This window comes from Actinoalloteichus hoggarensis (assembly GCF_002234535.1).
Taxonomy (GTDB): domain Bacteria; phylum Actinomycetota; class Actinomycetes; order Mycobacteriales; family Pseudonocardiaceae; genus Actinoalloteichus_A; species Actinoalloteichus_A hoggarensis.
In genome coordinates, this window is record NZ_CP022521.1 from 3553127 (window position 1) to 3577773 (window position 24647).

The 24647-nt window shown below is 69.6% G+C and carries 22 protein-coding genes; 12 read left to right on the plus strand and 10 right to left on the minus strand.

Annotated features, from left to right (window positions below; all coding sequences use genetic code 11):
- Positions 1 to 33: 33 nt before the first annotated feature.
- From AHOG_RS15335 to AHOG_RS15385, 11 genes are read left to right on the plus strand one after another with little or no spacing between them, the layout of a single operon-like run.
- On the plus strand, positions 34 to 1275 hold the full coding sequence (locus tag AHOG_RS15335; RefSeq protein ID WP_157736833.1) for an AMP-binding protein: 1242 nt from the start codon (positions 34 to 36) through the stop codon (positions 1273 to 1275).
- Positions 1272 to 2009 (plus strand): class I SAM-dependent methyltransferase, encoded by a 738-nt coding sequence (locus tag AHOG_RS15340; RefSeq protein ID WP_157736834.1) that lies wholly within the window; start codon positions 1272 to 1274, stop codon positions 2007 to 2009. Before AHOG_RS15335 ends, AHOG_RS15340 begins: the two co-directional genes overlap by 4 nt.
- Complete coding sequence (locus AHOG_RS15345; RefSeq protein ID WP_169725866.1) at positions 2006 to 3256, plus strand: acyl-CoA dehydrogenase family protein; 1251 nt, start codon at positions 2006 to 2008, stop codon at positions 3254 to 3256. The genes AHOG_RS15340 and AHOG_RS15345 overlap by 4 nt, the downstream gene beginning before the upstream one ends.
- Before the next feature lie 28 nt (positions 3257 to 3284).
- Entirely contained in the window at positions 3285 to 3713 is a 429-nt protein-coding gene (locus AHOG_RS15350) for an ester cyclase (protein WP_093941969.1), read from the plus strand.
- Entirely contained in the window at positions 3710 to 4909 is a 1200-nt protein-coding gene (locus tag AHOG_RS15355; RefSeq protein ID WP_093941970.1) for a cytochrome P450, read from the plus strand. The genes AHOG_RS15350 and AHOG_RS15355 overlap by 4 nt, the downstream gene beginning before the upstream one ends.
- On the plus strand, positions 4906 to 7593 hold the full coding sequence (locus tag AHOG_RS15360) for a lantibiotic dehydratase (protein WP_157736835.1): 2688 nt from the start codon (positions 4906 to 4908) through the stop codon (positions 7591 to 7593). The genes AHOG_RS15355 and AHOG_RS15360 overlap by 4 nt, the downstream gene beginning before the upstream one ends.
- Positions 7571 to 8104: a pyridoxamine 5'-phosphate oxidase family protein gene (locus AHOG_RS15365; protein ID WP_093941972.1), complete on the plus strand. Its 534-nt coding sequence runs from the start codon at positions 7571 to 7573 to the stop codon at positions 8102 to 8104. The genes AHOG_RS15360 and AHOG_RS15365 overlap by 23 nt, the downstream gene beginning before the upstream one ends.
- Positions 8101 to 9288, plus strand: coding sequence for a YcaO-like family protein (locus AHOG_RS15370; RefSeq protein ID WP_211290407.1), 1188 nt, complete (start codon positions 8101 to 8103; stop codon positions 9286 to 9288). Before AHOG_RS15365 ends, AHOG_RS15370 begins: the two co-directional genes overlap by 4 nt.
- 8 nt (positions 9289 to 9296) lie before the next feature.
- Complete coding sequence (locus tag AHOG_RS15375; protein WP_157736836.1) at positions 9297 to 10772, plus strand: TfuA-like protein; 1476 nt, start codon at positions 9297 to 9299, stop codon at positions 10770 to 10772.
- 3 nt (positions 10773 to 10775) lie between these two features.
- Positions 10776 to 13043, plus strand: a complete 2268-nt coding sequence (locus AHOG_RS15380; protein WP_093941974.1) for a S41 family peptidase — start codon at positions 10776 to 10778, stop codon at positions 13041 to 13043.
- The gene (locus tag AHOG_RS15385; RefSeq protein ID WP_093941975.1) at positions 13040 to 13822 is read left to right on the plus strand and encodes an FkbM family methyltransferase; all 783 of its coding nucleotides are present in this window, start codon (positions 13040 to 13042) and stop codon (positions 13820 to 13822) included. The genes AHOG_RS15380 and AHOG_RS15385 overlap by 4 nt, the downstream gene beginning before the upstream one ends.
- Before the next feature lie 55 nt (positions 13823 to 13877).
- Here AHOG_RS15385 and AHOG_RS15390 read toward each other — a convergent pair whose 3' ends face one another.
- The 10 genes from AHOG_RS15390 to AHOG_RS15435 form a co-directional block, all read right to left on the minus strand.
- Positions 13878 to 14702 carry an SGNH/GDSL hydrolase family protein gene (locus tag AHOG_RS15390; protein ID WP_093941976.1) on the minus strand — a complete coding sequence of 275 codons (825 nt, stop codon included), beginning with the start codon at positions 14700 to 14702 and terminating at the stop codon, positions 13878 to 13880.
- Positions 14703 to 14704: 2 nt separating this feature from the next.
- Positions 14705 to 16147 (minus strand): MaoC/PaaZ C-terminal domain-containing protein, encoded by a 1443-nt coding sequence (locus AHOG_RS15395; RefSeq protein WP_093941977.1) that lies wholly within the window; start codon positions 16145 to 16147, stop codon positions 14705 to 14707.
- Between the two features lie 12 nt (positions 16148 to 16159).
- Positions 16160 to 17080 carry a class I SAM-dependent methyltransferase gene (locus AHOG_RS15400; protein WP_157736837.1) on the minus strand — a complete coding sequence of 307 codons (921 nt, stop codon included), beginning with the start codon at positions 17078 to 17080 and terminating at the stop codon, positions 16160 to 16162.
- A 10-nt stretch (positions 17081 to 17090) separates the two neighbouring features.
- Complete coding sequence (locus AHOG_RS15405; protein ID WP_093941979.1) at positions 17091 to 18779, minus strand: HAD-IIIC family phosphatase; 1689 nt, start codon at positions 18777 to 18779, stop codon at positions 17091 to 17093.
- The gene (locus AHOG_RS28620) at positions 18776 to 19120 is read right to left on the minus strand and encodes an acyl carrier protein (protein WP_157736838.1); all 345 of its coding nucleotides are present in this window, start codon (positions 19118 to 19120) and stop codon (positions 18776 to 18778) included. The genes AHOG_RS15405 and AHOG_RS28620 overlap by 4 nt, the downstream gene beginning before the upstream one ends.
- Before the next feature lie 378 nt (positions 19121 to 19498).
- Complete coding sequence (locus AHOG_RS15415; RefSeq protein ID WP_093941981.1) at positions 19499 to 20197, minus strand: nitroreductase family protein; 699 nt, start codon at positions 20195 to 20197, stop codon at positions 19499 to 19501.
- Between the two features lie 37 nt (positions 20198 to 20234).
- Positions 20235 to 20879, minus strand: a complete 645-nt coding sequence (locus AHOG_RS15420; RefSeq protein ID WP_093941982.1) for a class I SAM-dependent methyltransferase — start codon at positions 20877 to 20879, stop codon at positions 20235 to 20237.
- A gap of 46 nt (positions 20880 to 20925) precedes the next feature.
- On the minus strand, positions 20926 to 21975 hold the full coding sequence (locus AHOG_RS15425; protein ID WP_093941983.1) for an NAD-dependent epimerase/dehydratase family protein: 1050 nt from the start codon (positions 21973 to 21975) through the stop codon (positions 20926 to 20928).
- Positions 21972 to 22796, minus strand: coding sequence for an SGNH/GDSL hydrolase family protein (locus AHOG_RS15430; RefSeq protein ID WP_157736839.1), 825 nt, complete (start codon positions 22794 to 22796; stop codon positions 21972 to 21974). Before AHOG_RS15430 ends, AHOG_RS15425 begins: the two co-directional genes overlap by 4 nt.
- Before the next feature lie 46 nt (positions 22797 to 22842).
- Entirely contained in the window at positions 22843 to 24075 is a 1233-nt protein-coding gene (locus AHOG_RS15435; RefSeq protein WP_093941985.1) for a cytochrome P450, read from the minus strand.
- A 131-nt stretch (positions 24076 to 24206) separates the two neighbouring features.
- Here AHOG_RS15435 and AHOG_RS28625 point away from each other — a divergent pair, with 131 nt between their 5' ends.
- Entirely contained in the window at positions 24207 to 24359 is a 153-nt protein-coding gene (locus tag AHOG_RS28625) for a hypothetical protein (RefSeq protein ID WP_157736840.1), read from the plus strand.
- Positions 24360 to 24647: the final 288 nt, after the last annotated feature.

Sequence of the window (24647 nt, forward strand, 5' to 3'; positions counted from 1 at the left end):
CTACGCGAGTCGCCTGGTGAGCGCGAAGCAGGGGTGGTCACCGCTGACGGCCGTACGTCGTGGCGTGAGCTGATCAGGCGTGCCGAGCAACTCGCCGCCAGGCTGCCCGCGTCCCCACATGGCTGGGTGCTGCCCGCGGATCGCGGCGAGCAGACCGTACTGGGGCTGCTGATCCTCGGCATGGCCGAGCCCGCGCCGAGCTGGGTCCTCGGCGACGCTCGCTGGGCGGATCCCGACGCACCGTGGTTCGAGGATCTGCTGCGGCCCGCCGCCGAGCACGCAGGCCCCCCTTCGCCCGCGACGGCGGAGCCGGTGTACGCCACGGCCACGTCGGGAAGCTCTGGCACTCCTCGTCTGCTGTTCGGGCACCCGCACGGCCTCCCTCGCGCCGTCGAGACGTACACCTCGGGTCTGCCGGAGTACGCGGCCGCGGAGGTGTTCGCGACCTGCTCTCCGTTGGACTTCGCCGCCGCCTTCTATATGGCGTTGATCCCGGCGTTGCTGCTCGGTCGCGATCTGGTGTTGTTCGGTTCGGGGGACTGGCGGCTTCCCGCCCGCGAACTGGCGGGACGGTCGGGGATCTGTGTGGCTCCGCCCGCGCTGGAGGTGCTGGGGGCCAGGTCCGCACAGGCGGGAGCCGACTACCGGGGCGTCTCGTTCGTCCCGGCGGGCGGCGGTCTGACCATCCGCAGGGCGGAGCGCATCACCGCGGGCTTCAGCGGCGCGGGCTTCTTGACCATGCTCGGCTCGACCGAGACCGGCCTGCTCACGGTCACCAGGACGGTGCGCGACGACGGCTACGTCGGCGTCCCGCTTCCGGGCAAACCGGTGTGGCTGGACGCCGTCGGCGCCGACGGCGTCGGCATGATGTGGACACGGGGGCCGGACACCCGCTTCGCGGCGAGGGGCGGCCCGCTGCTGGTGGGGCCGGACGGCGCCGTGAGCACCGGAGACCTCGCCCACCGCGACCGCGCCCACGGCGGCTTCGTCCTCGACGGCCGCAGCGACGACCTGGTGAAGGTGGACGGCATCAGCGTCTACCCAGGCCGGGTCGCCGCCGCCGTCCGAGCCGTCGACGGTGCGGTGGACGCCGCCGTCACCGTCGAACGAGACGGGCCGGTGGACCGGATCGTCGTCGTGGTGATCGGCACCGTCGACGAGGAGGCCGTGCGCGCCGCCTGTGCCGCGCTGCCCCAACCTGTCGTGCCGCACCGGGTGTCGATCAGGCCGGCGGTCGAAGGCTCCTACACCGCACGCGGGAAGGTGCGGTTGTGAACCGGCCGGTCGCCGACACCGCGGCATGGCTGGCCACCGCCCGGGCCGAGGCGCCGAAGCACGAGGCCGCCGACGCGGGCCTAGCGGCCATCGGGTCCGCCTTCTTCACCGATCGCGCCCGATTCTTCGACACGGTGCTCACCGAGTGGGCCGTCGCGGGCCACCGCCAGGTCGTCGTGCTCGGCGCCGGTTACGACCAACGGGCATTTCGACTCGATCTCCCCGATGACCTGCTCCTCATCGAGGTCGATCTACCCGAGGTGCTCGCCGAGAAGGGAAGGAGGATCGGCGATGCCCTCCCCCGCTGTCGACGCTCGACCGTGGCGGCCGACGTGGTCGCCGACGGCCTCGACGCCTTGGACGACACCCGACTGGACTTCGCCAGGCCGATCCTCTGGATCGCCGAGGGCCTTCTCTACTACCTGACGCCCGACGAGGTCCGCACGCTGCTCCACCAGGTGGGTGCCCGCTCGACGCAGGGATCGATCCTTGCCCTCGACCATGTCGCCACGGCCGGGACCCGGCTGCCGGAGGTTCGGCGATGGCTGCGATTCATGGCCGATCGCGGTTCTCCCTGGCGGTCGGCGGTCGCGGACCCTGCGGCCTGGCTGCGACCGCACGGATGGATTCTCACCGACCGCAGCACCGGAGTCGGCCGACCAGAGGACGACGACGACGTCGTGACCTGGCTACTGGAAGCACACAGGCAAGCCGAGGAGGAGAGGTCCCGATGAGACGAGTCTGCACTGAGTCCGGCCGACGCGCGTGGCTGCTGGCGGACGGGGTGGCTCCGGCGATCAGCGAACGCGCGGCTCGCCACGACGCGGACGGCACCTTCCCTCACCAGGACTTCGACGACCTGCGGTCCGCGGGCTACCTGGCGTTGACGGCGCCGGAGGAGCTCGGGGGTCACGGCGCGGCGCTACCCGAGATGATCATCGCGCAGGAACGGCTCGCCGCTGCCTCCGGGCCGACGGCGCTCGCCGCGAACATGCACCTGTCCATCACCGGTCAGCTCGCCCGACGATGGCGAGCGGCTCCGACCGGACGGCTCACCGAACTGCTGGGCGAGGTCGTCGCCGGCCGGGTGCTCTTCGCGCCCATCACGGCCGAACCAGGTCATTCGCTGGTCCGCAGCACGGGAAGCAAGGCGACACGCGTCGACGGCGGATTCCGCGTGCGTGGCAGGAAGGTGTTCGGGACCAACTCCGAGGTGATGACGCACCTGGTGTCGATCGCGCTCGACGTCGATCATCCGGACGGACCCCACGTGATCGGCTTTCGCGTGCCCGTGGACTCCGAGACGATCCAGCCGGTCGCAGGCACCTGGCACAGCGGCGGCATGCGCGCCACCGTCAGTCAGGACGTCGAGCTGCTCGATGTCTTCGTCCCGGAGGACGCGGTCACCTTCAGCTTCCCGGAGGGGATGCTCGACGGCTCGCTGCTACAGAACCTGTGGGGCTGGTCGATGCCCTCGTTCGGCGCCGTCTACCTGGGCATCGCACGAGGAGCGCTCACCGCCGCGATCGCCGAGGTGGACCGGCGAGGCTGGCAGGACCGGAGCGGGGTCCGAGCGCTGCTCAGCGAGGCCGAGATGCGCCAGTCCTCCGCCTGGGCTCTCGTGAGCGCGGTGGCCGAGGAGGTGATGGGCAACGGTCTGTGGCGCGACGGCACCGTTCAGGACGGCATGGCGCGCGTCGTACTGGCCAAGCACGTCGCCACGATCACCGCCGTCGAGGTCGTCGATCTCGTCGCCCGCATCGTCGGCTCCTCGGTGATGAGGGCGGGCAGTGTGTTCGAGCGTGCCTGGCGCGACGTTCGAGCGGGCACGGTCCACCCCTACAGCACCACCGACGCGATGGACCTCATCGCCGACACCGTCCTGGGCCGTTCGGTCGCGGCGGAACGACGTCCCGACGTGGAGACACTGCCTGCGCAGACCCCCGGAGCCGCATTGCTGACCGCCACCATCCCCTGGTGACGAGTTCGACCATAGGAGAGCCGACGACATGCCGACGCCCGCCGAGGCACGACGCCTCGTGCACCACTTCACCGAGGCCTTCAACACCGGGAACCTCGCGCACCTGGACGAGTGCATCGCCGAGGACTACGTGCAGCACAATCCCGACGTCCCGCCGGGGCGTGCGGGATTGCGCGGCACGGTGACCAGGTGGCGATCCTTCGTCACCGACCTGCGGGTGCACGCCGACGACGTCATCGCAGGCGAGCAGCGGGTCGTCGCCCGACTCACCGTCACGGGCAGACAGACCGGTCCGCTGCTGGGCCTGCCCGTCACCGGCCGGTCGTTCAGTCTCGGGATCATCGACATCTGGCGTATCGCCGACGGCAGGTTCGCCGAGCACTGGGACGAGATGGACCTGCTTGGTCTGCACCGGCAGCTCGGCCTGCTGCCGGACCGACCGGAGTCTGCTCGGTGAGCACTCGCGGCACGGCGGCGGCGCGCGAGATGGTGCTGCGGCGGCCCGCTCTGCTGTATGAACGCCTGCACCGCGACGGACCGCTGCAATGGAACGAGAAGGCGAGCTGCTGGCTCGTCGTCGGCTTCGAGCTGGCACGGGTCGTGCTTCGTGACACCCGCTATCGCATGCCGCGTCCTGCCACGGACTCGCGCTGGATGCGGGACCCGGAGCTGAGCGGCTTCGTCCTCGGCATGATGCTGGAGACGGAGGGCGCCGATCACGAGAGGCTGCGACGGATACTGGGGCCGGTGTTCGGGCCCCGCGCGGTGCGTGCCCGCGCCCGCCGCACCGAAGCGATGATGGACGGGCTGCTCGACGCCGTCGAGGCCGGCCGAAGCCGTTTCGACGCGGTGGAGGCGATCAGCGGACGTCTTCCGGTCGACGTCGTCGGCGACCTCGTCGGTATCCCGGCGGCGGAGCGGGACGAGATCAGTGCGTTGTGCAGGCGGATCAGCCGAGGGGGTGGGCTCGCCGACTCCGTCCCGGACGCCGACGCCGTGGCCGCCTCGGTCGCCGGAGTGCGGGAGCTACGCGATCGCATTCGTACCTGGCCCGTCGGCGACGAGGAGTCCGTTCCCGGCACGGGCGACTCCGTACTGGGCCGAACGGCTCGGTTCCGGGAGGGGCCGGACGCACTCACCGAGCCGCAGGTCGTCGCCACCGTGTTCAGCCTCTACCTCGCGGGCCACGACACGTCCCGCAACCTGCTCAGCGCACTGCTGCATCGCCTGGCCGACGAGGACGGCCTGTTCGACGCGGTGGCGACGGGGCGGGCGAACCGGTCCGCGCTGGTCGACGAGGTGCTCAGAACGGAGGCGCCGTTGACGTTCACGGTGCGGGTGTCCGACGAGGACACCGAACTGGCTGGCCGGGTGATCCGTGCAGGCACCCCGCTGCGCGTCATGCTCGGCGCCGCCAACCACGATCCGCTTCACGACGCGGGGCTCACCGGCCCGCCCGGCGGGCTCGCGTTCGGCGAGGGCAGGCATGTCTGCCTCGGCGCGCATGTCGCGCGCATGGAAGGCGTGGTCATGTTGGACGTCCTCGCTCGTCGCCTGTCTCGAATCCGGTCGGGGGGAGCCGCGAGGTGGAGCCCGCACTTTCTGCATCGGGGTCTGGTCGAACTCCCGTTGGAGGTCGTGTGGCGGCGGTGACGAAATACGCTCCCACCCCCGTGGCGGCCCCGTTTCAGGTGGTACGGCGGTGCCTTCTGCCGTTCGACGCCGTGCGCGACCTCGGCGACGGGACGCTGTGGAGAACCGCCGAGGCGCAGCTCGATGCCGAGGCACGACGAGCCCGCGCAGGCGTCGAACTGGCCGAAGTGATCGCCGGACTCGTCCCCGCAGCCGATCGGACGACACGCGGGCAGCTGCTGCGCCTGCGTCGTGCGGTCTTCAACGGCCGGACGGCGTCCGAATCCGACCTCGCCCCGATGAGGGTGCTCGACCCGCAGCCCCTCGCGCTTGGTCGATACCAGGCCGCCGCCTCCGAGGCGGACACACTGGCGAGGCGCCGTACGCGCTTGGAGGACGACCTGCGCCTGCGCGTTCTCGCGACCTCGACGCGGGTGCTGGCGAACGCCGACTTCGCCGCAGCTCTGGAGGTCGCGGTACCCCGGCTGGCCTCGACCCTGCGTTCGTCCGCCCCGCCGGACCCCGCGGACGGCGCGCGCTCGCGACGGCAGGCACTGACCCTGCTGCGGCTGGCCTACCGCGCCGCCACCAAGCCGACACCGTTCGCCCGGTTCGTCGAATCGGTGTTCGTCATGCCCGGAGCCGCACATCGTCCGCCTCGGGGTCACGTGCGACTCGCCGCCGATCTCCGTGACGAGTTGCGGGCATGGGCGTCCGCAGGCGACCCGCCGCCCGCGCCGCACGACGCACTGTGGATCACCACCAATCCGACGGCACGCCTCACCGAGGACCGAGTGGAGTGGCTTGACAGCTCCGGAGGCGAACGTCTCCTGCGTGCGCCGTGTTCGTCTCGGCTCGCTCGGCTCCTCACCCGGCTCCGACGGCCCGTCCTGCTAGCCGAATTCGGTGCGACCGGCACCGACCGAGTTCCACCGGTCCTCGCCGCGCTACTGAGACGTGGACTTCTCGAGATCGGGTTCCCCCCGGGGACGCGGGACGCCGTCCTCGATCCGCGCACGCCTGCGGCCACCGCGCTCGACACGCTGCGAGCGATCGAGCGGACCTGGCCGGAAGAGGCACGTGGTGAGCCGTCGGCGCTGATCCGCGCGACACGCGCCACAACCGAGGAGCTTGCGGGCGTGCTCTCCGACACGATGTCCGCGCCGCCTCGGATTACGGTGGCACAGGCCGCCGCGCCCCGGCCACCGGGGACGTTCTCGGACGGCGCAGGCGCTCCGGTGCGCGGCGCTGACGCCGACGATGACGGGGACGCCGCGGGTGAGAAGCGGATCGTCACCGGTCGGCCTCGTCCCGAACCCGTCGACGTGCCTTCCGATCACCTCGTCGAGGATCTGCACGGCATGTCCGGCAATGCCGAGGACCTCCTCCCCCTCGATTACGAGGTGCGTAGCGATCTGGGGCTGTTGCAACGGGTGTTGCCGCTGGCAGGGGGCGAGCTGTCCCTCCGGATCGCCGAGTCCGTCTGTTTCCGGTCCCGGTTCTCCCACGAGGCCGTACCCGCGCTGACGGCGTATCGCTGGCATCGCGAGGAGGGAGCTGCGGCGGCGGAACGGCTGATCGCCGAGTCGACCCACCCCGTGCTGCGCGAGGTGCTGCGGCTGCGACGCCGGGCGCTGGCCGCGCTGACCGCGCTCGCGGCCGACGCGGCCGACGCGGCCGAGGTGTACTGCGACCGAGCCGCCTTACACGACCTGGCGGAGGCGCTCCCGGCGACGGTCGGCCGCTGGGCGTGCGTCGCCTGGCCCGTGCAGGCCACCGCCGATGGTCTCCTCGTGGTCAACGGCGCGAGCAGCGGCTACGGGCGCTTCGCCGCGCGACACACCGCGCTGATGACGCCTCAGACGCTCGAGGAGGTGCGCGCGTGGGCCGAGAGCGCGGCCGTCGACGTGCCTCTGGAGGCATCGGCGGGACTGCCCGCCGACATCGGGACGACCCTCGGTGCGTCGGTGAACGATCGTGTTCGGCTTCTCCCGGCGGTGCTGGGATACCCGAACGCGGCCGTCGCCACCGATCCCGAGGCTCGTGTCGACCTGGGTGACTGCACAGTACGGGTTCACCCCGACACCGGACGGCTGTTGTTGGAAGGCGGAGCGGACACGAAGACGGTGTTCGCCCCCGTGCCCCAGAACGGGACACTGCCTCAGCTCGCGCCCCCGCTGTACCGGTGGCTCGCCGGTTTCGGTCCTTCCCTCGGCACGACTCTGCCTCTGTGGGACCGAGTGGACGAGCGGCGGGCCGACCTGGGGGTCCGGCACTATCCGCGACTTCGCCTGGGCAGGCTGATCCTGGCGCGTCGGACCTGGAAGGTCTCGGCGGACGCCCTGCCCGGAACCGGAGCGGATCTGCTCGCCTGGCGCCGTTTCTGTCGGGACACCGGCATACCGCGGCGAGTCTTCCTGCGGCGGTTGACGGTGCCCGATACCTGGGACGTCCTGCGTGGTGAGGCCGCCGAGGAACGAGTGCTGCTGGCCAGGTCGCGAGCAGGCGATGCGCTGCGGAAACCCGCTTACCTCGACCTCTCGCAGTCCCTCTGTCATCTCGGCGTCGAGGCGGCCCCAGACGGCGGTCCGCTGACCTTCACCGAACCGCTGCCCGACCCGTCGCACCAGCCCACCGATCGGGTCACCGAGTTCGTCATCGAGACCTCGCTAGGAGTACGTCATGAACGTCAGCACCGTCGCTGAGGGGCCCGCCCTCACCTGGGCGGAGATCGACTCCATGTTGACGGAGTCCAGAAGCTACTGGGTGTGCACGGTGCGCCCGGATCTTCGACCACACGCGGTTCCGGTGTGGGGCGTATGGCGTCGCGGGAGTCTCCTCATCAGCACACCGGAGTCGACGGTCAAGGCACGCAACATCGCCGTCAACCGCGCTGTGACGGTGCATCTGGAGAGCGCGGACGACGTGGTGGTCGTCGACGGCCGAGCACGGGTGATCAGCGACTCCGACGAGCTGACCGACTGGAGCACGGCGTTGACCGAGAAATACGGGGGGCTCACCGGCGTGACCTATGACCTGGTCGCCTCGGCCTCGGCAGGCATGCGGAACGTGGCGATCGACGCGAAGGTGGTTCGTGCCTGGCGGGCGGGCGAGATGTTCCATGCCGTGCGCTGGGTTGCCGACGGTACAGGCGGGATGAGACTGGCAGACGCGCTCTCCTCGGTGGAGGCCGCCCAGGGTGGTGTGGCTCGGTGACCGCCGTCGCGGGACGCAGCGAGAAGACCCACCTGCGGGGTATGCATCGCAGCAGGGAGCCGGCGGAGACGTGGCGGCTCGTGCGGAACGAGTTCCCACGCGCCGGCATCACCCGCGTAGCCGACGTGACCGGCCTGGACGTCCTGGGGGTCCCCGTCTGGGTCGCGTTCCGGCCGACGGCGACCACGCTGAGCGTGAGTCAAGGAAAGGGTGTCACCGATCTCGCCGCGAAGGTGTCGGCAGGGGTGGAGGCCTACGAGTTGTGGTGCGCGGAGAACTGCCCGGCACCTGCCCCCGACGCGCAGGCCGTTCCGGCGGAGGAACTGGCTCTGCCCTACGACGTGTCACGGTTGCAACGCGCGGCACGAAGCCTGTTCAACCCCCGGGTGCCGCTGTCCTGGCTGCCCGCGACCGTGGCGGGCTCGAACGCCACGACGATGGTGCCCGCCGACTCCGTGCGGATCTCCTCCCTGGCGACTCCGGACTGGACGCCCCCGCTGTTACGGGTCACCACCAACGGGCTGGCAGGCGGCAACGATCCGATGGAGGCGGCGCTGCACGCCCTCCTGGAACTCGTCGAGCGCGATTCGACGGCGGACCTCGTCGACGAGCCGGTGGAGACGCGACGCCACATCCGCCCGGACACGGTCACGGACCCTTCGTGTGCCGAGCTGATCGACCGTATCCACCGGGCCGGGGCGTGGCTCGAACTGGTCGACGTGACTCGGAATCCACGCTTCCCCTGCTTCGTCAGCTATCTGTGGTCGCCTGAGGACCCGTCCCTCTACGCGGGCTCCGGTTGCCACACCGACCCGGCGGTCGCGCTGTCCAGGGCCGTCACCGAGGCGGCACAGAGCAGGCTCACCGTCATCAACGGGACTCGGGACGACATCCGGGGCTCGCTGTACCGCTCTCATCGCTGGGATCGCGCCGCCCCCGTGACCCCCGACGAGGGGATGGTGTCCTGGGCGGAGGTCACCGCGACGCTGCCCGGATCGCGGGAGACCGACCTGGCCGCCGAGTTCGCCGCCTGCGCGGCGGAGGTCACACGGATGACCGACCAGCCGGTTCTGGTCGTTCCGCTGACTGAAGCGGGTCGACCGATCGCCGTCACCCGGGTCGTCGCTCCCGGCCTGCGGTTCACCGCAGGCGAGGAATGCCCACGCCCCGTCGGCCAAGACTGAGGAGCTCCATGGTGCTGCATGTCTTCAGTGGTCCCACTCTCGACGCCGAGGAGATTCGACGGCGCGCCCCCGGGTGTGTCGTACACGGGCCTGTCGGCCACGGCGACCTCCTCCGCCTCGGCGTGGGCGACGGCGACGTCGTGCTCGTCCTCGACGGATACTTCTTCCAGGCACCCGCCGTGCGGCACAAGGAGATGCTCGAGCTGGTTCGATGCGGTGTTCGTGTGATCGGGGCGAGCAGTATGGGAGCCCTGCGGGCCGCGGAGCTGCGCGGGCTGGGGGTGACCGGAGTCGGTCAGGTCTACCGCTGGTATGCCGATGACGTCGTCACGGCCGACGACGAGGTCGCGGTCAGTCATCTCGCGGCCGAGGACGGCTATCGCGCGGTGTCGACCCCCTTGGTCGCCGTCCGCTATGCGCTGGATCGGGCGGTCGCGGCGGAGGCCGTGTCGCAGGAGGCAGCCGAAGGACTCCTGGAGTCGATGCGGGCGATTCCCTTCCCTCGTCGCAGTTGGACGTCGCTATGGCGATCGGCGGAGGACTCAGGCCTGGCGGAGGCGGCGAGTCGCCTGCGTGCACACCTCGCCGCCCGGCCTGCCGACGCGGACGTGAAACGGCTGGACGCGCTCAGTGCCCTCGACCTCGCGGTCTCCATCGTCCCGACCGTGCCCGAGCTTCCCGACCACACGGCGCGAACGCTGGAGACGGTGTACCTCGCCGACTGGCGCTGGGAAAGCCGCGGCGCGGCCGTCGGCGGCCGCATGGTCCCCGATCGTCTGGCGTCGGCCTTCCTCCAGCTGTTCCTCCCGGTATACCCGCGGATCCATCGGCACACCGCGCTCACGGCCGTCGCCGCCGACCAGCAGGCTCCGGGCTCCGAGACGGCTGCTCTCGGCACGGGTCCGTCGCACCAGGACGGCGATCGCCCGACGCCTCCGAGTTCGTCAGGCCTGGCGTCGGGCGACACCGTCGCGTTGGAGGAGGCGGCGTTGGCCGCGGCGAGGGCCCGGGGCCTCGTCGGCCCGAGGGAGGAGCCGTTGACCGCCGAGCTTCGACAATGGTGCTCCCCCGCCGAGCTGGCCTCTCACGACCTCGATCAGCGCGAGGCCGCACTACGCGGCCTGGTCCGCTCGTATCGCGTGGGACCCGGCGTCCGAGTGGGGCACGAATTCCCCGCGATGGTGCGCGACGCTCCCGGGTTGCTCCACCTCGCCAGGACTGCCGCGGCAGCGGCGCTGCGCCTCACCGAGGCCAAGCGGTCCCGCGATCCCGAGTTCCAGCTCGAACACCTCCGCGCCGACGTCATCGACGAGTTCTTCCGCGAACGGTGGGGTGGCGAGCTGGAATGCCAGGCATGGGATCGGGGTCTGACCGGCGTGGCGGAGCTCCGGGAGCTCGGTCGCGAGTTCCTGTTCCTCGCCAGGGCGGGACTGATACCCGAATCCGCACTGGCCGCGGTTCGTCTGACCAGAGAGAAGGATTGACCGATGCCGGTGCGCACAGCCGAGAGACCCGCCGACCGCATGCCGGAACCGGGAGGCGGCGACCTCACGCCACAGGGAAAGGGGCACGATCGGGTCGAGGACACGGTCGTCGCTCGACTCGCCGGCCTGATCAGGGTGTGGGGCGTGGTGCGCCACTTTCACCCCTGGCTGGTCTGGGACGCCGTCGACTGGGAAGCGGCCCTGGCCCGCGCCGTCGACGCGGTCCTCGCGGGGCGCGACGACACTGATTACCGCGTCGCGGTGAGTGACATGCTGGCGGTGTTGAACGACGACGGGACCGCGTTAGTCGACACGACACCGGCCGAGGGCGGCGCGTCCGCAGGCCGAGAATCCTACGACGGCCCCGCCGCGCTGACCGGGCCGAATGGTGAACTGGTCCTAGTCCTGGCAGGCTTCGCCCACCTCGGCGGTGACGCGGGCGAACTCTACGATCACGTCACCGGCTTTCTCGATCAGATGGCCGAGGCGTCCGCACTGGTCGTCGACATGCGCGGCATCGACAGCCACGTCGCGTTCAGTCTGCTTCCCCTCTTCGGTGCCCTCGCGGGCGAAGGGGTGAGCACTCCCAGCCGATGCAGGCGGGAGCATCGCGGGATCGGACCCCAGGACGCCTGGATGGTCGGCGTCTATCAGTCCGGCATCAGTCAGGAGCTTCCGCGCAGGCTCAGCTCGTGGACCTCCCCGGTGTCGGTGCCGACCGTCCTCGTGTTCGACGAGGCGAACGACCCCGGTTATCTCGAGGCGCTGGCGCTCCGCTTCGCCGGTCGGGTGTCGCTGGTCCACGCGGGTGCGAGGGCCACCGCCGTCCCGGGGACCGTCGAGCTGCTTCCGCACGGCTTGGCGGCACGGGTTAGGTCGCAGGACATCCTCGGTCCCGACGGGCGTCGCGGCGTGCCGCTGGACGCCACCGCTCCTGCGGGGACACCGGGTGATCTCGGCTCCCCCGCTCTGGGTGCGGCATTCGACCTCCTCGGTGGACGGCGGACGCCCGCGCCGCCACCCGCCGACACGCTTCCATGGCCCCGGCCCGCGAGGCCCCCACGACCGGTCTCCCCCGGACCTCTGAGCGTCGCCGACCGGATCGCCGCGCTGGCCGAGATGTGGGCCGCCGTCGAGTGGTTCTTCCCGCACAAGAATCTGTGCGACTCGCCGTGGGAGGACGTGCTGTCCGATCTCCTGCCGACATTCCTGGCGGCCGACGACGAGACGGCTTTCGCGCACGCCGTCGCCGACTTCACGGTTCGCATGAATGACGGGCACGCCATCGTCAACCATCCGGTCCTGATCTCGGAACGCGGCGGCTCCTGCTCCGTGCCGGTTCGCGTTCGGCTTCTGGCCGGTGACACGGTCGTCGTCCAGATCGTCGGGGACGCGGGCGGGCTTGCCGTCGGCGACGTCGTGCTCGCGGTGGACGACGAGGACACGGCTGAGCGCCGGAGCAGACTCCGGAGACGGATCTCGTCCTCTTCCGCCGCGGGAGGCGAGCTGATGATCGACTGGATGTTGCTGTCGGGGGCGCCGGACACCGAGGCCCGCATCCGTGTCCGCACCGCGGCGGGGATCGAGCGGACGCTTCTGGTTCCTCGATGCCCGTTGATCTCGACGGAACCGCGGCAGGGCAGACCCGTCTTCGGCGTGCTGCCCGCGGGTGTCGGCTACCTCGACCTCGCCCGGCTCGCCACGGACCAGGTGCCGCGGGCATTCGAGGCCGTCGCCTCGGCCGCGGGTCTGATAGTCGACCTGCGCAGCTACCCGAAGTGCGACGGCGCGGCGGTGGCATCGCGGCTGATCGATCGTCGAGTGGCCTACGGCATACGGCGGGTGGCCGCTCCCACCGTCGAGGCCGCCTCGGCAGTGCACGAGACGCCGTTGACGCTGGACCCTCATCGGCCGGACAGCTGTTACCGCGGGCACATCGCCGTGCTGGTCGACGAGTCGACGATGAGCCTCGGAGAGGAGATCGGGTTGATGATCACCGCGGCCGCCGGTGAGAGGACGCTGTTCGTCGGCGGCGCCACCAACGGCTCGATCGGGGAGATCACCGACATCCGACTTCCCCAGGGGGTGCGAATGATGTTCACCGGAGCCGACATCCGGGGTATCGACGGCCGATGTCTGCAACGATCGGGACTCCAGGTCGACGTGTTCGTCACGCCGACGCTCGCGGGCGTACGTGCCGGGCGTGACGAGGTCCTCGAAGCCGCCGTCTCCGCTCTCACGACGGCACCGGCTTCGGAGCGGACCGCATGACCGGCCGTCCGGACGTGGAACTCGTCGAACTGGAACTCGGCGGCCACGACGTCGTCGCCGTCAACGCAGGCGAGGCCGTGTTCCTCTGGAACGAGTTCGACGGCGACTCCGCCTACGCCACGGCCGCCGACGGCCTGCCTCCCGGCTCGACGATCATCGACGTCGGCGCCCACATCGGCTTGGCGTCGATCTTCTTCGCAGGCAGGGTCTCCGAGGCACGGATCCTCGCCTTCGAGCCTGCGTGGGCGTCATCGGCATGCCTTCGATGCAACCTGGCCCGACACGTGCCGACGGCGACGGTGTTCCCGACCGCGGTCGGCCGGGCCACCGGAAGGGCCGAGCTGAGCTACCACCCGTTTGCCACCGCGACCTCGACCTTGTACGAGGACCGCGCCGACGACGAACGCAATCAGGAGGCCTTCCTAACGAACTCGGGGATCGAGGAGCGATACAAGCAGCGTTTCCGAGAACAACCGGTCGTGACGGAGCAGGCCACCGTCGAGCTGACCACGGTGGCCTCGATCATCGACCAGCACGTCGACGGCGAGGTGGGTCTGCTCAAGATCGACGTCGAGCGCGCCGAGCTCGACGTCATCGACGGGGTTCGAGCCGATCAGTGGCCCGCGATCCGACGAGTGGCCGTCGAGGTGCACGACATCGCCGGGCGGCTCGGCGTCGTCGTCGGCAGGCTCGCCACCCTCGGTTTCCGCGTCGACGTGACCCAGGCCCGATTGTTCGCGGGCGGCAGCGTCTACAACGTCGTGGCCGGACGCCGGTGACGCCGAGCCCGCGGACGACGCGCGTCGGCGTCGGCCGCGGGCCGCGCCGCGATGGTCACTCGGTCGCCCGGCTCCGTGCGGCGGCCTCGGCCGTGAGCCACTCGACCACGGTGTCGGCGAGCCACTGCCCGAGGATCGCATGAGACTTCGCCGAGTAGTGCAGACCGTCGGGTACCGCGTCCTCCCAGCCCAACGGGGCGAGCAGGTCCACGATCGGGACGACCCGGACGTCCGAGTCGTCGAGTCGTCGAACGGCCTCGGCGATCGTGGTCCGATATGTCTCGTGACGCTTCTTGATGCCGGGGAGGAAGTGCTCCAGCGCATCGCCTGCCGGGGTGATGTCCACCACCAGGACCAGGGGCCTGCGGTCCCGCCGGATCTGTGTGACGACGTTCGTCAGGTGCGCGGCGAAGATCGTCGGACGCATCTGCCAGGTGCGGTCGCCGACCACCGCCGACATGGCCTGGCGGTACCACCGCGCGACACGCCAGGCATTGGCGACCACCACCCGTCGGTACAGTTCACCAGCCCGCCCGATCGGACTGCTGCGACGGGTCAGGTGACGCAGGAGACCGAAGGGCATGAGGTACGGACCGGCTTCCGCCGCCCCGTAGTGAATGATCACGACATCGGGGAAATGGTTGCGGATCAGCGGCTCGTATCGTCGGGACGGCGTGGTGATCAGGTCGAACCAGCCGCCCTCCATGTGCAGCGCCGCGTCGATCCCCCGAGCGCGCAACAGCGTGCGCATCTCCTCGGCGTACACGCCCTCTTCTCGACGCCTCCGGGCGGGCGCCTGCTGATACACGGCGGAGTTGCCGATCACCACCACGCTCAGCGGGTCGAGCCGACCAGCTCCGTGAACATCACTCTTGGTCATCGCTACTCCTGCTTCGGTATCTGGTCGTTGTCCAGCAGCTCCGGATTTCCCGCAGGCGGTGTCGCGTCGCACAGGCGTCGGACCACGGCAGCCGCCACGGGCTCGACGGGGGCGGCCGTCAGCCGCGCTCCCGGTGTGTTCATCTGGTCCGTCCGCAGTGCGCCGGGCCTGGTGAGGAAGAACTCCACGGTCGGATGATGGTGCGCGGCCCAGCGGACCAGGCCCTCGATCGCGGACTTGGCCGCGACGTAATGCGGCCAGTCGAAGGGGTTCGAGCGGACGGCGTCGGAGGAGACGATCACGCACCGCGCCCGGCGCCCGCCCAGCCGATCCAGCATCGCCGCCAATGGAGTCCACACCAGCCGCACGGCGTCGGCGACGTAGCGCGCCGCGACGCCGGAATCGACGGTGAAGCCGACCGGGCGAAGCGGCGGCGCCGCACTGCACACCAGGATGTCCGGCGCCGCGGGCAGCCGTCGGGCCCAGTCCAGAGTCCCCGCATCGCCCGAGATCGACGTCACCCCGTCGTCCTCGACGCCCAGCTCTCGTAGTTCGTCGGCCGTGCCCCGGTGCCCGACGAACACTCGGCTTCCCTGCGAGTGCAGGGCCAGGACGATGCCCGCACCGAGTCCGCGCCCACCACCGACGACCACCGAAGTGGTGTCGGCGAGCCGTCGTGACGGCGGCAGCAGCTCGGCGAGGCGTCGTGAATCCGGCAACGGTGCGGGGCTGAGCACCAGGCTCTCGATCTCCACCTCGGCGACAGGCCGCTCCTCCGCGTACAGTCTGGCGGTGAGGACGACCAGGCCGAGACGTCGATCCACCACGACGTCGCCCGTGTAACGGAGCGGTGAGGATACGCTCTCCGGTGCCGAGTGGAATGTCAGGCCGACGCGGCACAACAGCCCGTGTTCGCCGGGCAGGTCCATTCCCGTCATCTGACTGCACCAGGTCAGGCAGGCGAGGTGCAGCGCGCCCAGCCGGTGGCTCGAGACGGGCCAGCGCCGCATGAGCAGGCGTAGCCGATCGCCGTCCGGTCCGTAGGTTCCGGAGACGGCACCTTCGACGATCTCGTCGAGACTCCTGCGGGCCGGTCTGACGGTTCGAGGCGCGGCGGGCACGACCCCACCGCGCCGAGGACTCCCGGGGCGGACCGTGACGATGGTGCGCTCTCCCTCTGCGTCGGCCACGCTGAGACGATCCGCGGTGCGGGTCAGCTCGTACTCGACGCCCGGATGGACCGGGCGACGGAAGTCCGCGGTCAGCGCCCCGATCCCGTGCCGTGTCTCCGATGACTCCTCCACCATGGCGAGGACCACCAGCATTCCGTGCGCCAGATGTCGACCGAAGGGCGATCGCCGCGCGCCTCGGGTAGGTGCGTGCAGCGGGTTGTGGTCTCCACTCGCCTCGGCGAACAGGCGCAGGTCCTCCTCGGTGAGCAACATATCCCGCTCCTCTCACACCGTGCCTGGTCGGCACAGCGCGACGCAGGACATGGTCAGTCGCTGCCGCCGTGCCTCGCTCTCGGTTCTGCCGGTCATGGGGAACACGTGCTGCTCGAGGATCGTCAGGCCGTTGGCCTCGATGGAACCGAACACCTCCTCCGGGCTGCGCCACAGGGTGATGTGATCGGGCGCCGGACTGTTCACCGGGATGTTCAGGAACAGCAGTCCGGTCGGGCTCGTCAAGGCGCCGAGCCGTCTCAACGCGAGGTCCGGACGATCCACGTGCTCGATCAGTTCACTGGCGACGACCAGATCGAAAGCCTCTGTCGCAGGGGTGTCCAGGAGGTCCGCACAACACAACCGGACTGAGTCGACCCCCACGGCGCTGAGGGCACTTCTGGTGGCCTCGATACTGCCGGGACTGACGTCCCAGCCGGTGAGGCCGGCATTCTCCCGGCGAGCGGCCAACGCGAGCAGCAGGCCGTGGCCGGGGCCGACCTCCAACAAGGTCCGAGCGCCGGTCAGACCGGCGAGGAACCTCTCCTGATAGATCTCCAGCGCCCGAGCCTGGTTGGACCACAGCACCTGTGACAACAGGAGCCCGTCGGTATACCGCGCCATGAAGTCGGAGTCCCGGTACACCACGGCCTCGACCTCGGCGAAGGTGGTGTGCCGGTAGGAGTCGAACAGTGCGAAGTGCCGTTCCTCCTCGAGCAGCCGTTCACAGGTCCAGCGGTAGTTGGTCACCGCCGTGCCCAGCCCGGGACCGGTGACACGTGCGATGAGGCTGGTCACTGCCTCGCAGAAGGCGAAATGCTCGGCGGAGGCGTGGGCGAAGCGCTGCCGAAGGAACGGCTCGTGCTCAGGCCACGCGGCCAGTACCCTCTCGACGAGGTCGTTCAATTCGGGCGTTCCCGGGAACGACCCGAGCACGGGCGCGTCCTCATCTCGCCGCATGAGCACCGCCCCCGGGTTCGGCGTCGTCGAGTCTGTCCGCGGGCACGACGAGTTCACGTGGTCGGCCGTCGGCCGAAGACGCCGGCACGTCGACCATCGCCGCCACGAACGCGCGTGCGGGCGCGTTGCGTCCCGTGGCTCGGAAGGCGAGGTGAAGGCTGGGAATCCCTCGGGATCGCACGAGGTCCGCGAGGAAGGCCCGCACCTGTCGGTCGACGCCGCGATTGAGCACGCGACAGCTCAGCAGCAGCGCGTGCAGGAACAGCCCGCCATCACGTCGGCTCGCCACGATGAGCCCGACGGTGCCGTAGTCGCCGAAGCGATCGCGCACCCGGATCGTCCAGGCCTCACCCCCGTCGGCGAGGTGCGCGCGCAACTCCGACACGGAGTACACGACGCCGCTGAGGGTGAACTGCGTCGTCCTCGACGTCAACTGCGCGGCCCGTTCCAGAGCGGACTCGTCGAGTGGTGGGAAGGCGACCTCGATTCGGCATCGCTCGAGGAAGTCCGCGTAACTCTCGGATCGTGCCGACAGATCCCGGCGTCCCGCCTCCGCCGTGTAGGACTCGGCACGCAGTCGATCCTCCTCCGTCGTCGTGAGTTGATCGAAGACCCACTCGTGCTCCAACAGGTCCGGTATCTCCTCCGCGTCGGCGGGCAGCTCCACGACGGTGACCGCAGGAAGCTGATCACGCACCGCCGCGCACTCCACCGGGTCGTCGTCGACGAAGACCATGCTGTCCAGGGCGAGCCCGAGCTCAGCGGACAGCTCCCGTAACGCCGAGGGCTTCGGTCCCCAGCCGAATCGCCAGGCGGTCACCGCGTCGAACGTCAACGGCATCTCGGGTCGCGCCGCGAAGACCGCACGGACATCCGCCTCCTCGTTACGGCTGCACAGGCACAACAGCCTGCCGTTCGCCCGTTGTGCGAGCATGAACCGCTGTAGTCGCAGGTACGGCGCGGAGACGTCCACCCCCGACGGCCCGTCCTCGCCGCATCGGCCGCTCCACAGCGTGTTGTCACAGTCGAGGACGATGACCTTGACCGGAGGACGATCGATCGTCACCGCGGCACGGATCGCCGCCATCGCCGTCGCCGCGAGGTACTCCTCGGTATAGGGAAGGTGCGCGAGAGCATCCCCGTGCTCGTCGTGCACCTCCGTCACCGCGTAGATCCGCCGAGCCTCTGCCAGATCGAGAAGGCGCATTCCCGCCGCCTGCCGCACCGCCGACTCGACGCGCCGCGTGATCTCGGCGATCCACCGCGCGACTGCGGGCCGGGCGGCGGCATGCGGTGACGGCGGGGTCACCGCGACGAGCCACATCCTCGCCGCCGAGGCCGACGCGGCGCTGATCAACGCGGCAACGGTCTCCTCAGCCGCTGCCTCGGCGCCCGGGGTGACGTCGTGCACGGCGTCGGACGGTGCGGGGCTGTCGGCGCGCCGCAGCATGTCCTCGGGCCGGATGAGTAGCAGATTGACCCCGGTATGAGTCCTCAACAGGCCTTCCGGATCCTTCAACGGCTCCAGAAGCTGTCCATGAGGTGCCGTCCGCACTTCGCCGTGGCGACCGATTTGTTCCGACAGCCACCGCAGCGTCCGCTCGACCCCGGCGAGGGTGAAGGTGCCTGCGAGGGCGATCGAGAGAAGCTCCCCGCCGCCATGCCCTGAGTTCATCGGTCGGAGACGCCGTTCGTCTCGACCCGCGACCGGGCGGCCGCGACGAACTCGCCCAGGGTCGTCTGCCGTTCGAGCAGTCGCAACGGCAGGTCGACGCCAAGCTCCCGGGAGCAGCGCGCCAGGATGCGAACGGCCAGCAACGAGTCGCCACCGAGATCCGCCAGTGATGCTCTCAGGTCGGTGGGTTCGACGGCCAGCACATCTCGAAACGCCTGTGCCACGACGAGTCCGACGCGATCGGTGAGCTCTTCACCGACGAGCGCGGAAGGCGCGGCCCTCTGCGCCTCCGTTCCCGAGCGCATGGCCTGAAGCAGTTCCCTGGCTCGACGAATACGCATGGTCGATGGCCTCCAAAGGTCGAGTGACACGGTGTGGGCAGACCCCGACGGGCTCGCCTCAGTCTCGGCGTGGTCAGGGGTGCGCCCACGGCGGGTACGCGGCGCGGCGAGGACACGGCCGCGAGCCGCCTCCCGCGGCTCCGTACGACGGTCGTCGTGTGTCACCGAAGAAACGAGAAAGCGGTGAGAACCACGATGGCGAGGAGTCGGATACCACGATCTCGCGGGAGACCACGGCGTCGACGACGTGGTCGTCCCGACATCCCGCGAGTCCGGCGACATCGCGCTAGCGACTTCGATCAGCCGTGACCTTCGGCCGGCGCCAGGACGATCGGCTGCGAGTGAGGCCGTGATCCGCCCGCGAGCTCGACATCGTGCTCACCGCCGATCCTGCGGGTTCGAGGAGCCCCACCTGCCGTGGTGCACCACCTCGGAGAGGGGCCGTCGTTCCCGCAGGCGGAAGGTCGGCAGACTGGAGTCGTCGGCACGGTATCCGATGGTCAGCCCGCCGAGCGGGACGTGGTGATCCGGAACACCGAATTCCGCGCGATACGCGGCGATCCGGTTGGGGATGAAGCCGAAGAACGCGGCGCCCAGCCCCTCGTCCACCGAGGTGAGCAGCATCATCAGAGTCGCGAATCCGGTGTCGACGTGCCACATCGGCACCACGTCGGCCTCGTCGTCGGAATCCGACCACCCGTCGACGGCCTCCGGGTCCTCATCCCTGATCTTCTCCGCCTGTTCCAACCAGGCCTTGTTCTGTTCCTCTCGGCTTGCCGCGTACCACTGTGCCGCCTGCTGATACTCCACCATGCTGGAATGGGGCACGACGACCAACGGGGCGTTACGCATCGTCTCGTACACCGGGGCGGCCTCCGGTGGGATGGTGACGGACCAGAATCGCTCCAGGTCCTCCTTCTCACGAAGCACGAGAAAACCCCAGCCCTGTGCGAACCCCGCGGACGGGGCACGCACGGCATGGCGCAGCAGCCGATCCACCACCTCATCCGGCACCGGCTTGTCCGGCTGGTAGTTGCGGACCATGCGACGTCGCCGCACCACGTCCTTGAACTCCATGCGTACTCCTTCGCGAGCCTGAATCTCGACGCCTGTGTCAGCCGGTCGTCCCCGCGGGCAGCCGCGCGAAGCCCTCGACGACCGGCGCGACCCACGGCGGATTGAAGAAGGGGTGATGTCGATACAACGCCGTGATCTCGAAACCCGCGTCGCGGATCGTGCCGACGGTGTCACGCCGTAATTCACAGCCCGCCGCGTTACGCATATGCCACGGTTCGAGTCGGCGCTGCAACAGTCCGAGGGGGCCTCGCGCGGCCACATGCTCCAAGAAGGCGATGCGACCGCCCGGTCTCAACACTCGCCGTGCCTCGCCGAGCGCCTTGGCGGCGTCTGGCACGAGGCAGAGGACCAACGAGTAGACCACGACGTCGACGGAGTTCGCGGGCAGCGGGACGGGGTCCGCGGAGCCCTGGACGACCTCGACCCAGTATCCGACGGACTGTGCCCGCTCTTTCATGAAGTCGACCATCACCGGATTCGGTTCGACGGCGGTGACACGGTCGGCCTTCTCGTAGTAGCGCAGATTGTTTCCGGTTCCCGCACCCACCTCGAGCACATGGCCTCGCAGTTGGGAGAACAGCCTACGGCGCGATCTCCCCGGCCAGAGGCGGTCCATGCTGATCTGCATCTCGTCGAATCTGCGGACGAAGTCCTCGTCCTCCATGTCGTGCAACGTTGGCATGTCCTCGTCCCGTCCACTGCTCCTGTGAAACCTGGGGCGGCTCCGCCTACGGTGTGGAATCCACCGACGGCTTTCGACCGTGCTCGGCGAGCCAGCGGTCCTCGAGTTCGTAGTCGTGATGTCCGAACAGGTCGCCGCCGAGTATCGGGGCGAGTCGGGGGTCGGCTGCTCGCGCTCGCTCGATCATCGAATCGACGGTCTCGCCCATCGCGTCCGAATACTCCCGAGGCGGCGTGAACCCCCACTCGGCGGCTGCACCGATGTCGAGCACCAGGCCCTCCGGGCACACCGTCCACGGACTGGCGCCGATTCCCTCGGCGGTCGGCCCGCCGTCGAGCAGCACCTCGTCGAAACCATGCGCAAGACGGTCGGCCACCAGGCCGACCAGGTCTCGTACCGTCGGCACGAAGGACTCACCGGCGTTCAACACTCGGCTGCCGGGACGTTCGGCCGCGAATCGCGCCAGAGCCGCCAGATTGTCGACGGCCGTCGTGTGCCACGGCGTCATCCCTCGATGAGCTAGGACGACCGGTTTCCGACGGTCGAGCGCCCTGCGGACGAAGTACCACTCACGGAGGAAGACCCCGTGCGGGCCGTGGACGGCGCCAGGGCGAAGAATCGTGGCGTCGAGCCCCTCCGTCGCGAGCAGCTCCTCCTCGAGGGCCCGCTTGCCCGCGGCGTAGGAATCCCCGTCCGGGCTGACGGTGGGATCGGTCTCCCGCAGTGGCCTGGCCAGCAGCGGCGGCGGACCGCCCCGCAGCGCCGTCTCGATCGTGTTGCCGTCGTCATCGCGGTAGACGGCCGCGGTGGACAGCGCGACGACGGCGCCGACCGAACCCGCCAGGGAACCGAGCTGACGGGCGTCCCCGCGTCCCCCCGCGACGCAGTCGATGAGCACGTCCACGCCGTCGCAGTGAGCACGCAGTTCTTCGCGGTCCGCGACGATCTCGCGCACCTCACCCGCAGGGAGCGACCAGCAGGCGGCTGTGCGGCCTCGGCTCAGTGAGGACACCGAGTACCCCGCTCGCACCAGTTCCTCGACCATGGCCGTACCGACCTGTCCGGTACCGCCGACCACCAGCGCGGTGGGCGTCATGTCCTCGCCTCGACGTCGAGGGGCCGAGCATCGTCGGTCGTCGTGGCATCCCGTGTCGGAAGCCAGGCGAGCACCTGTTCGGCGAGTTCCGCGCCGAAGCGCGCGTGGGCCTCATTGGAGAAGTGGATGCCGTCGGGCAGTGCCGCCTCGATGCCGAGACTCCGCGTCACACCGCTCACGGGGACCAGTCGGACGTCGGGGTCTCCGATCTGTCGCACCGCCTTCTCCAGAGTCGCCCGATAGGTTCGCACCCGCCCCCTGCTGCCGGGGAGGAAGTGCTCGAGCCTGTCACCTGGCTCGTTGATGTCGACGATGAGCACCAGCGCCCGCATGTCTCGCCTGATGGCCGTGGCGAGATGGGTGAGGGTGGCCGTGAACACGCTCGGCCGAAGCTGCCAGGTCCGCTCGCCGAGGATTCTCGACGCGGCCTGACGATAGGCGCGCAATACCCGCCACACCGCCGTGACCACCTTCGTACGGTAGAAGTGACCTAAGCGCGTGACCGCGGGCTCATGCCGGATGAGGTGACGCAGCACCCGCAGCGGAACGAGGTACGGCTGCGCCTCATTGGTCCCGTAGTGCAGAACGACCACGTCGGGAAGGTGATTGCGAATGGACTGCTCGTACCGGCGAGCAGCCGTGTCGATGAGGTCGAACCAGCCGCCCTCCAGGTACAGGTTGACCGGGCGTCCGGTGGCAGCTGCGACGTCGTCGCGCAGGACCTCCGCATAGATTCCCTCGTCGGAACGAGTGCGAGGCGGAATCTGCTGGTACGTCACCGAGTTCCCGATGACGACCACGTTGAGTGGGCGGTGGGTCAACGAACTGTCCTCCGGTTGCGAGTGCGGGGTTCCGAGGCGGGGAGGCTCACCATTCGACAAGCAGTTCGCGCGGTCCCAGCTGGGCGAACGCGGTCCGGCGCGGAACGGCCTCCAGTGACGTCACGAGACGCAGTGACGGCAGCCGCTTCGTGAGAACGCCGAGCGCGGTCGCGATCTCCACCCGGGCCAGAGGTGCCCCGAGACAGTGGTGCCTGCCGTGTCCGAAGGCGACGTGACTGTTCGGCCGTCGATCGATGTCCACCTTGAGCGGTTCCGGGAAGACCACAGGGTCCCGATGCGCACCTTCCTGAGACACGATCACTATCTCGCCCTCGGACACCGTCGCACCCCCGATCTCGACGTCCTCCGCCGCCACGCGGATGAAGCCGACGTCGGTCGGAAGCTGATGCCGCAGCACTTCTTCCACCGCGGAGGGGATCACCTCCGGTTCACGGCACAGCCGCGCATAGTCCTCCGGCACCGCGAGCATCCGCATGATCGCGAGACCGACCATGTTCGACGTCGGCTCATAGGCGGCCACCACCACTCCGGTGAGTTGATTGACCAACTCCGCGTGGTCCCGAAAGCCGCCGGACTCGAGCTCGCGGACCAGCCCGCTGACCAGGTCGTCACCAGGATGCCGTCTGCGGTGGTCGATGAGAGCCTCGACGTTGCGGCGCAGCGCGAGCCTGCTCGCGAACACGGGATTGACCTCGGGCGGCGGGCCCACGTTCTCCGCGGGCTCCATGCTCTGGTGATGGCGGCGGTTCCATTCCTCGAAATCGGGAAGCAGGACGTCCGGCACGTCGAGCAGCAGCCAGGTCGCCCGTCCGACGAAGGGGAAGACGAACATCGATGCGAGGTCGCGTGGTGCGCGGTCCTCCACGACGAGGTCCAGGAGCCGCTCGGCATGCTGCTCGAGAAGCGGCCGAAGCCTTTCCGCCTGCGCCGGTGTGAAGGACCCGGCGAAGAGTCGCCGTAACCGAGTGTGGTCCGGCGGGTCGAGGTTGGACAGCAGGGTCGTCGGATCGTCCCGGGGATCCATCGGCTCCGCGGCCACTGCGGTGGTACCGGGCATGCGGGCGCTGAAACGGTCGTCGGAGAGCACTTCACGCACGAGTCTGTGGCCCGTGACGATCCACGCCTCGGTCCCGTATGCCGTCGGGAGCTTCACGATCGGATGGTGAGCGGCAAGCCAGGAGTACTCCGCCGCAGGCATGTCCGAGCTTGGGCGCGAGAACGGGTACACCATTTTCGAGATATCAAATTCAGAGGTCATTTATCTAAGAACCCCAGCAATCTTCGCTATCAGCTCCGACTCGGACATTCAGAAACCTGAGGATTCCGATCACAACACATCCTGCCGTCAGTTGCAAGGGATCCTCATGGCCGATCACTACGATGCACGCCTTGGAAGGCGCGATTCTCATCCTCTTCCTGTCGGTCCATCAGCCGCCTTTGTTCGCGCCACCAGCGACATTACGCGCCGCCGCCGGCCGGTACCCGGAAGGCACCGACATCGGCCGTACGACCGACGCGCAGACGCCGGACCGCGAACCCTGACGGCCGAACGAAGCACAGACAGGCACCGGCCTGACGAGTCCCCTTCCGACGTTCCGCGGTCCACGGCGGCGGCCGCCCGCGCGGAGGTGGTTCGGCGTGGCCGAGGCCGCCATTCTCAGGATGACGCGGTACCCTCTTGCCCTGCCAGGCCGTGCCGTGTTCCCGGGGCCTCTCACTTCATCTCGCCCCACGGCCGTCCGGTGAGCGGTCCGAGACGACAGCCGCTCACGACAGTCGACAGTCCGGTCAACCCCGGAACGGAATACGAGGTCACGGAATCGACGGCCC

Bases quoted from the DNA above. Each gene is read 5' to 3' on its own strand.
- AHOG_RS15365 (WP_093941972.1), top strand. From the start codon at position 7,571: ATGAACGTCAGCACCGTCGCTGAGGGGCCCGCCCTCACCTGGGCGGAG.
- AHOG_RS15395 (WP_093941977.1), bottom strand. From the start codon at position 16,147: ATGTTGCTCACCGAGGAGGACCTGCGCCTGTTCGCCGAGGCGAGTGGA.
- AHOG_RS15375 (WP_157736836.1), top strand. From the start codon at position 9,297: ATGGTGCTGCATGTCTTCAGTGGTCCCACTCTCGACGCCGAGGAGATT.
- AHOG_RS15425 (WP_093941983.1), bottom strand. From the start codon at position 21,975: ATGACGCCCACCGCGCTGGTGGTCGGCGGTACCGGACAGGTCGGTACG.
- AHOG_RS15345 (WP_169725866.1), top strand. From the start codon at position 2,006: ATGAGACGAGTCTGCACTGAGTCCGGCCGACGCGCGTGGCTGCTGGCG.
- AHOG_RS15385 (WP_093941975.1), top strand. From the start codon at position 13,040: ATGACCGGCCGTCCGGACGTGGAACTCGTCGAACTGGAACTCGGCGGC.
- AHOG_RS15350 (WP_093941969.1), top strand. From the start codon at position 3,285: ATGCCGACGCCCGCCGAGGCACGACGCCTCGTGCACCACTTCACCGAG.
- AHOG_RS15405 (WP_093941979.1), bottom strand. From the start codon at position 18,779: ATGAACTCAGGGCATGGCGGCGGGGAGCTTCTCTCGATCGCCCTCGCA.
- AHOG_RS15420 (WP_093941982.1), bottom strand. From the start codon at position 20,879: ATGCCAACGTTGCACGACATGGAGGACGAGGACTTCGTCCGCAGATTC.
- AHOG_RS28620 (WP_157736838.1), bottom strand. From the start codon at position 19,120: ATGCGTATTCGTCGAGCCAGGGAACTGCTTCAGGCCATGCGCTCGGGA.
- AHOG_RS15415 (WP_093941981.1), bottom strand. From the start codon at position 20,197: ATGGAGTTCAAGGACGTGGTGCGGCGACGTCGCATGGTCCGCAACTAC.
- AHOG_RS15380 (WP_093941974.1), top strand. From the start codon at position 10,776: ATGCCGGTGCGCACAGCCGAGAGACCCGCCGACCGCATGCCGGAACCG.
- AHOG_RS15390 (WP_093941976.1), bottom strand. From the start codon at position 14,702: ATGACCAAGAGTGATGTTCACGGAGCTGGTCGGCTCGACCCGCTGAGC.
- AHOG_RS15435 (WP_093941985.1), bottom strand. From the start codon at position 24,075: ATGACCTCTGAATTTGATATCTCGAAAATGGTGTACCCGTTCTCGCGC.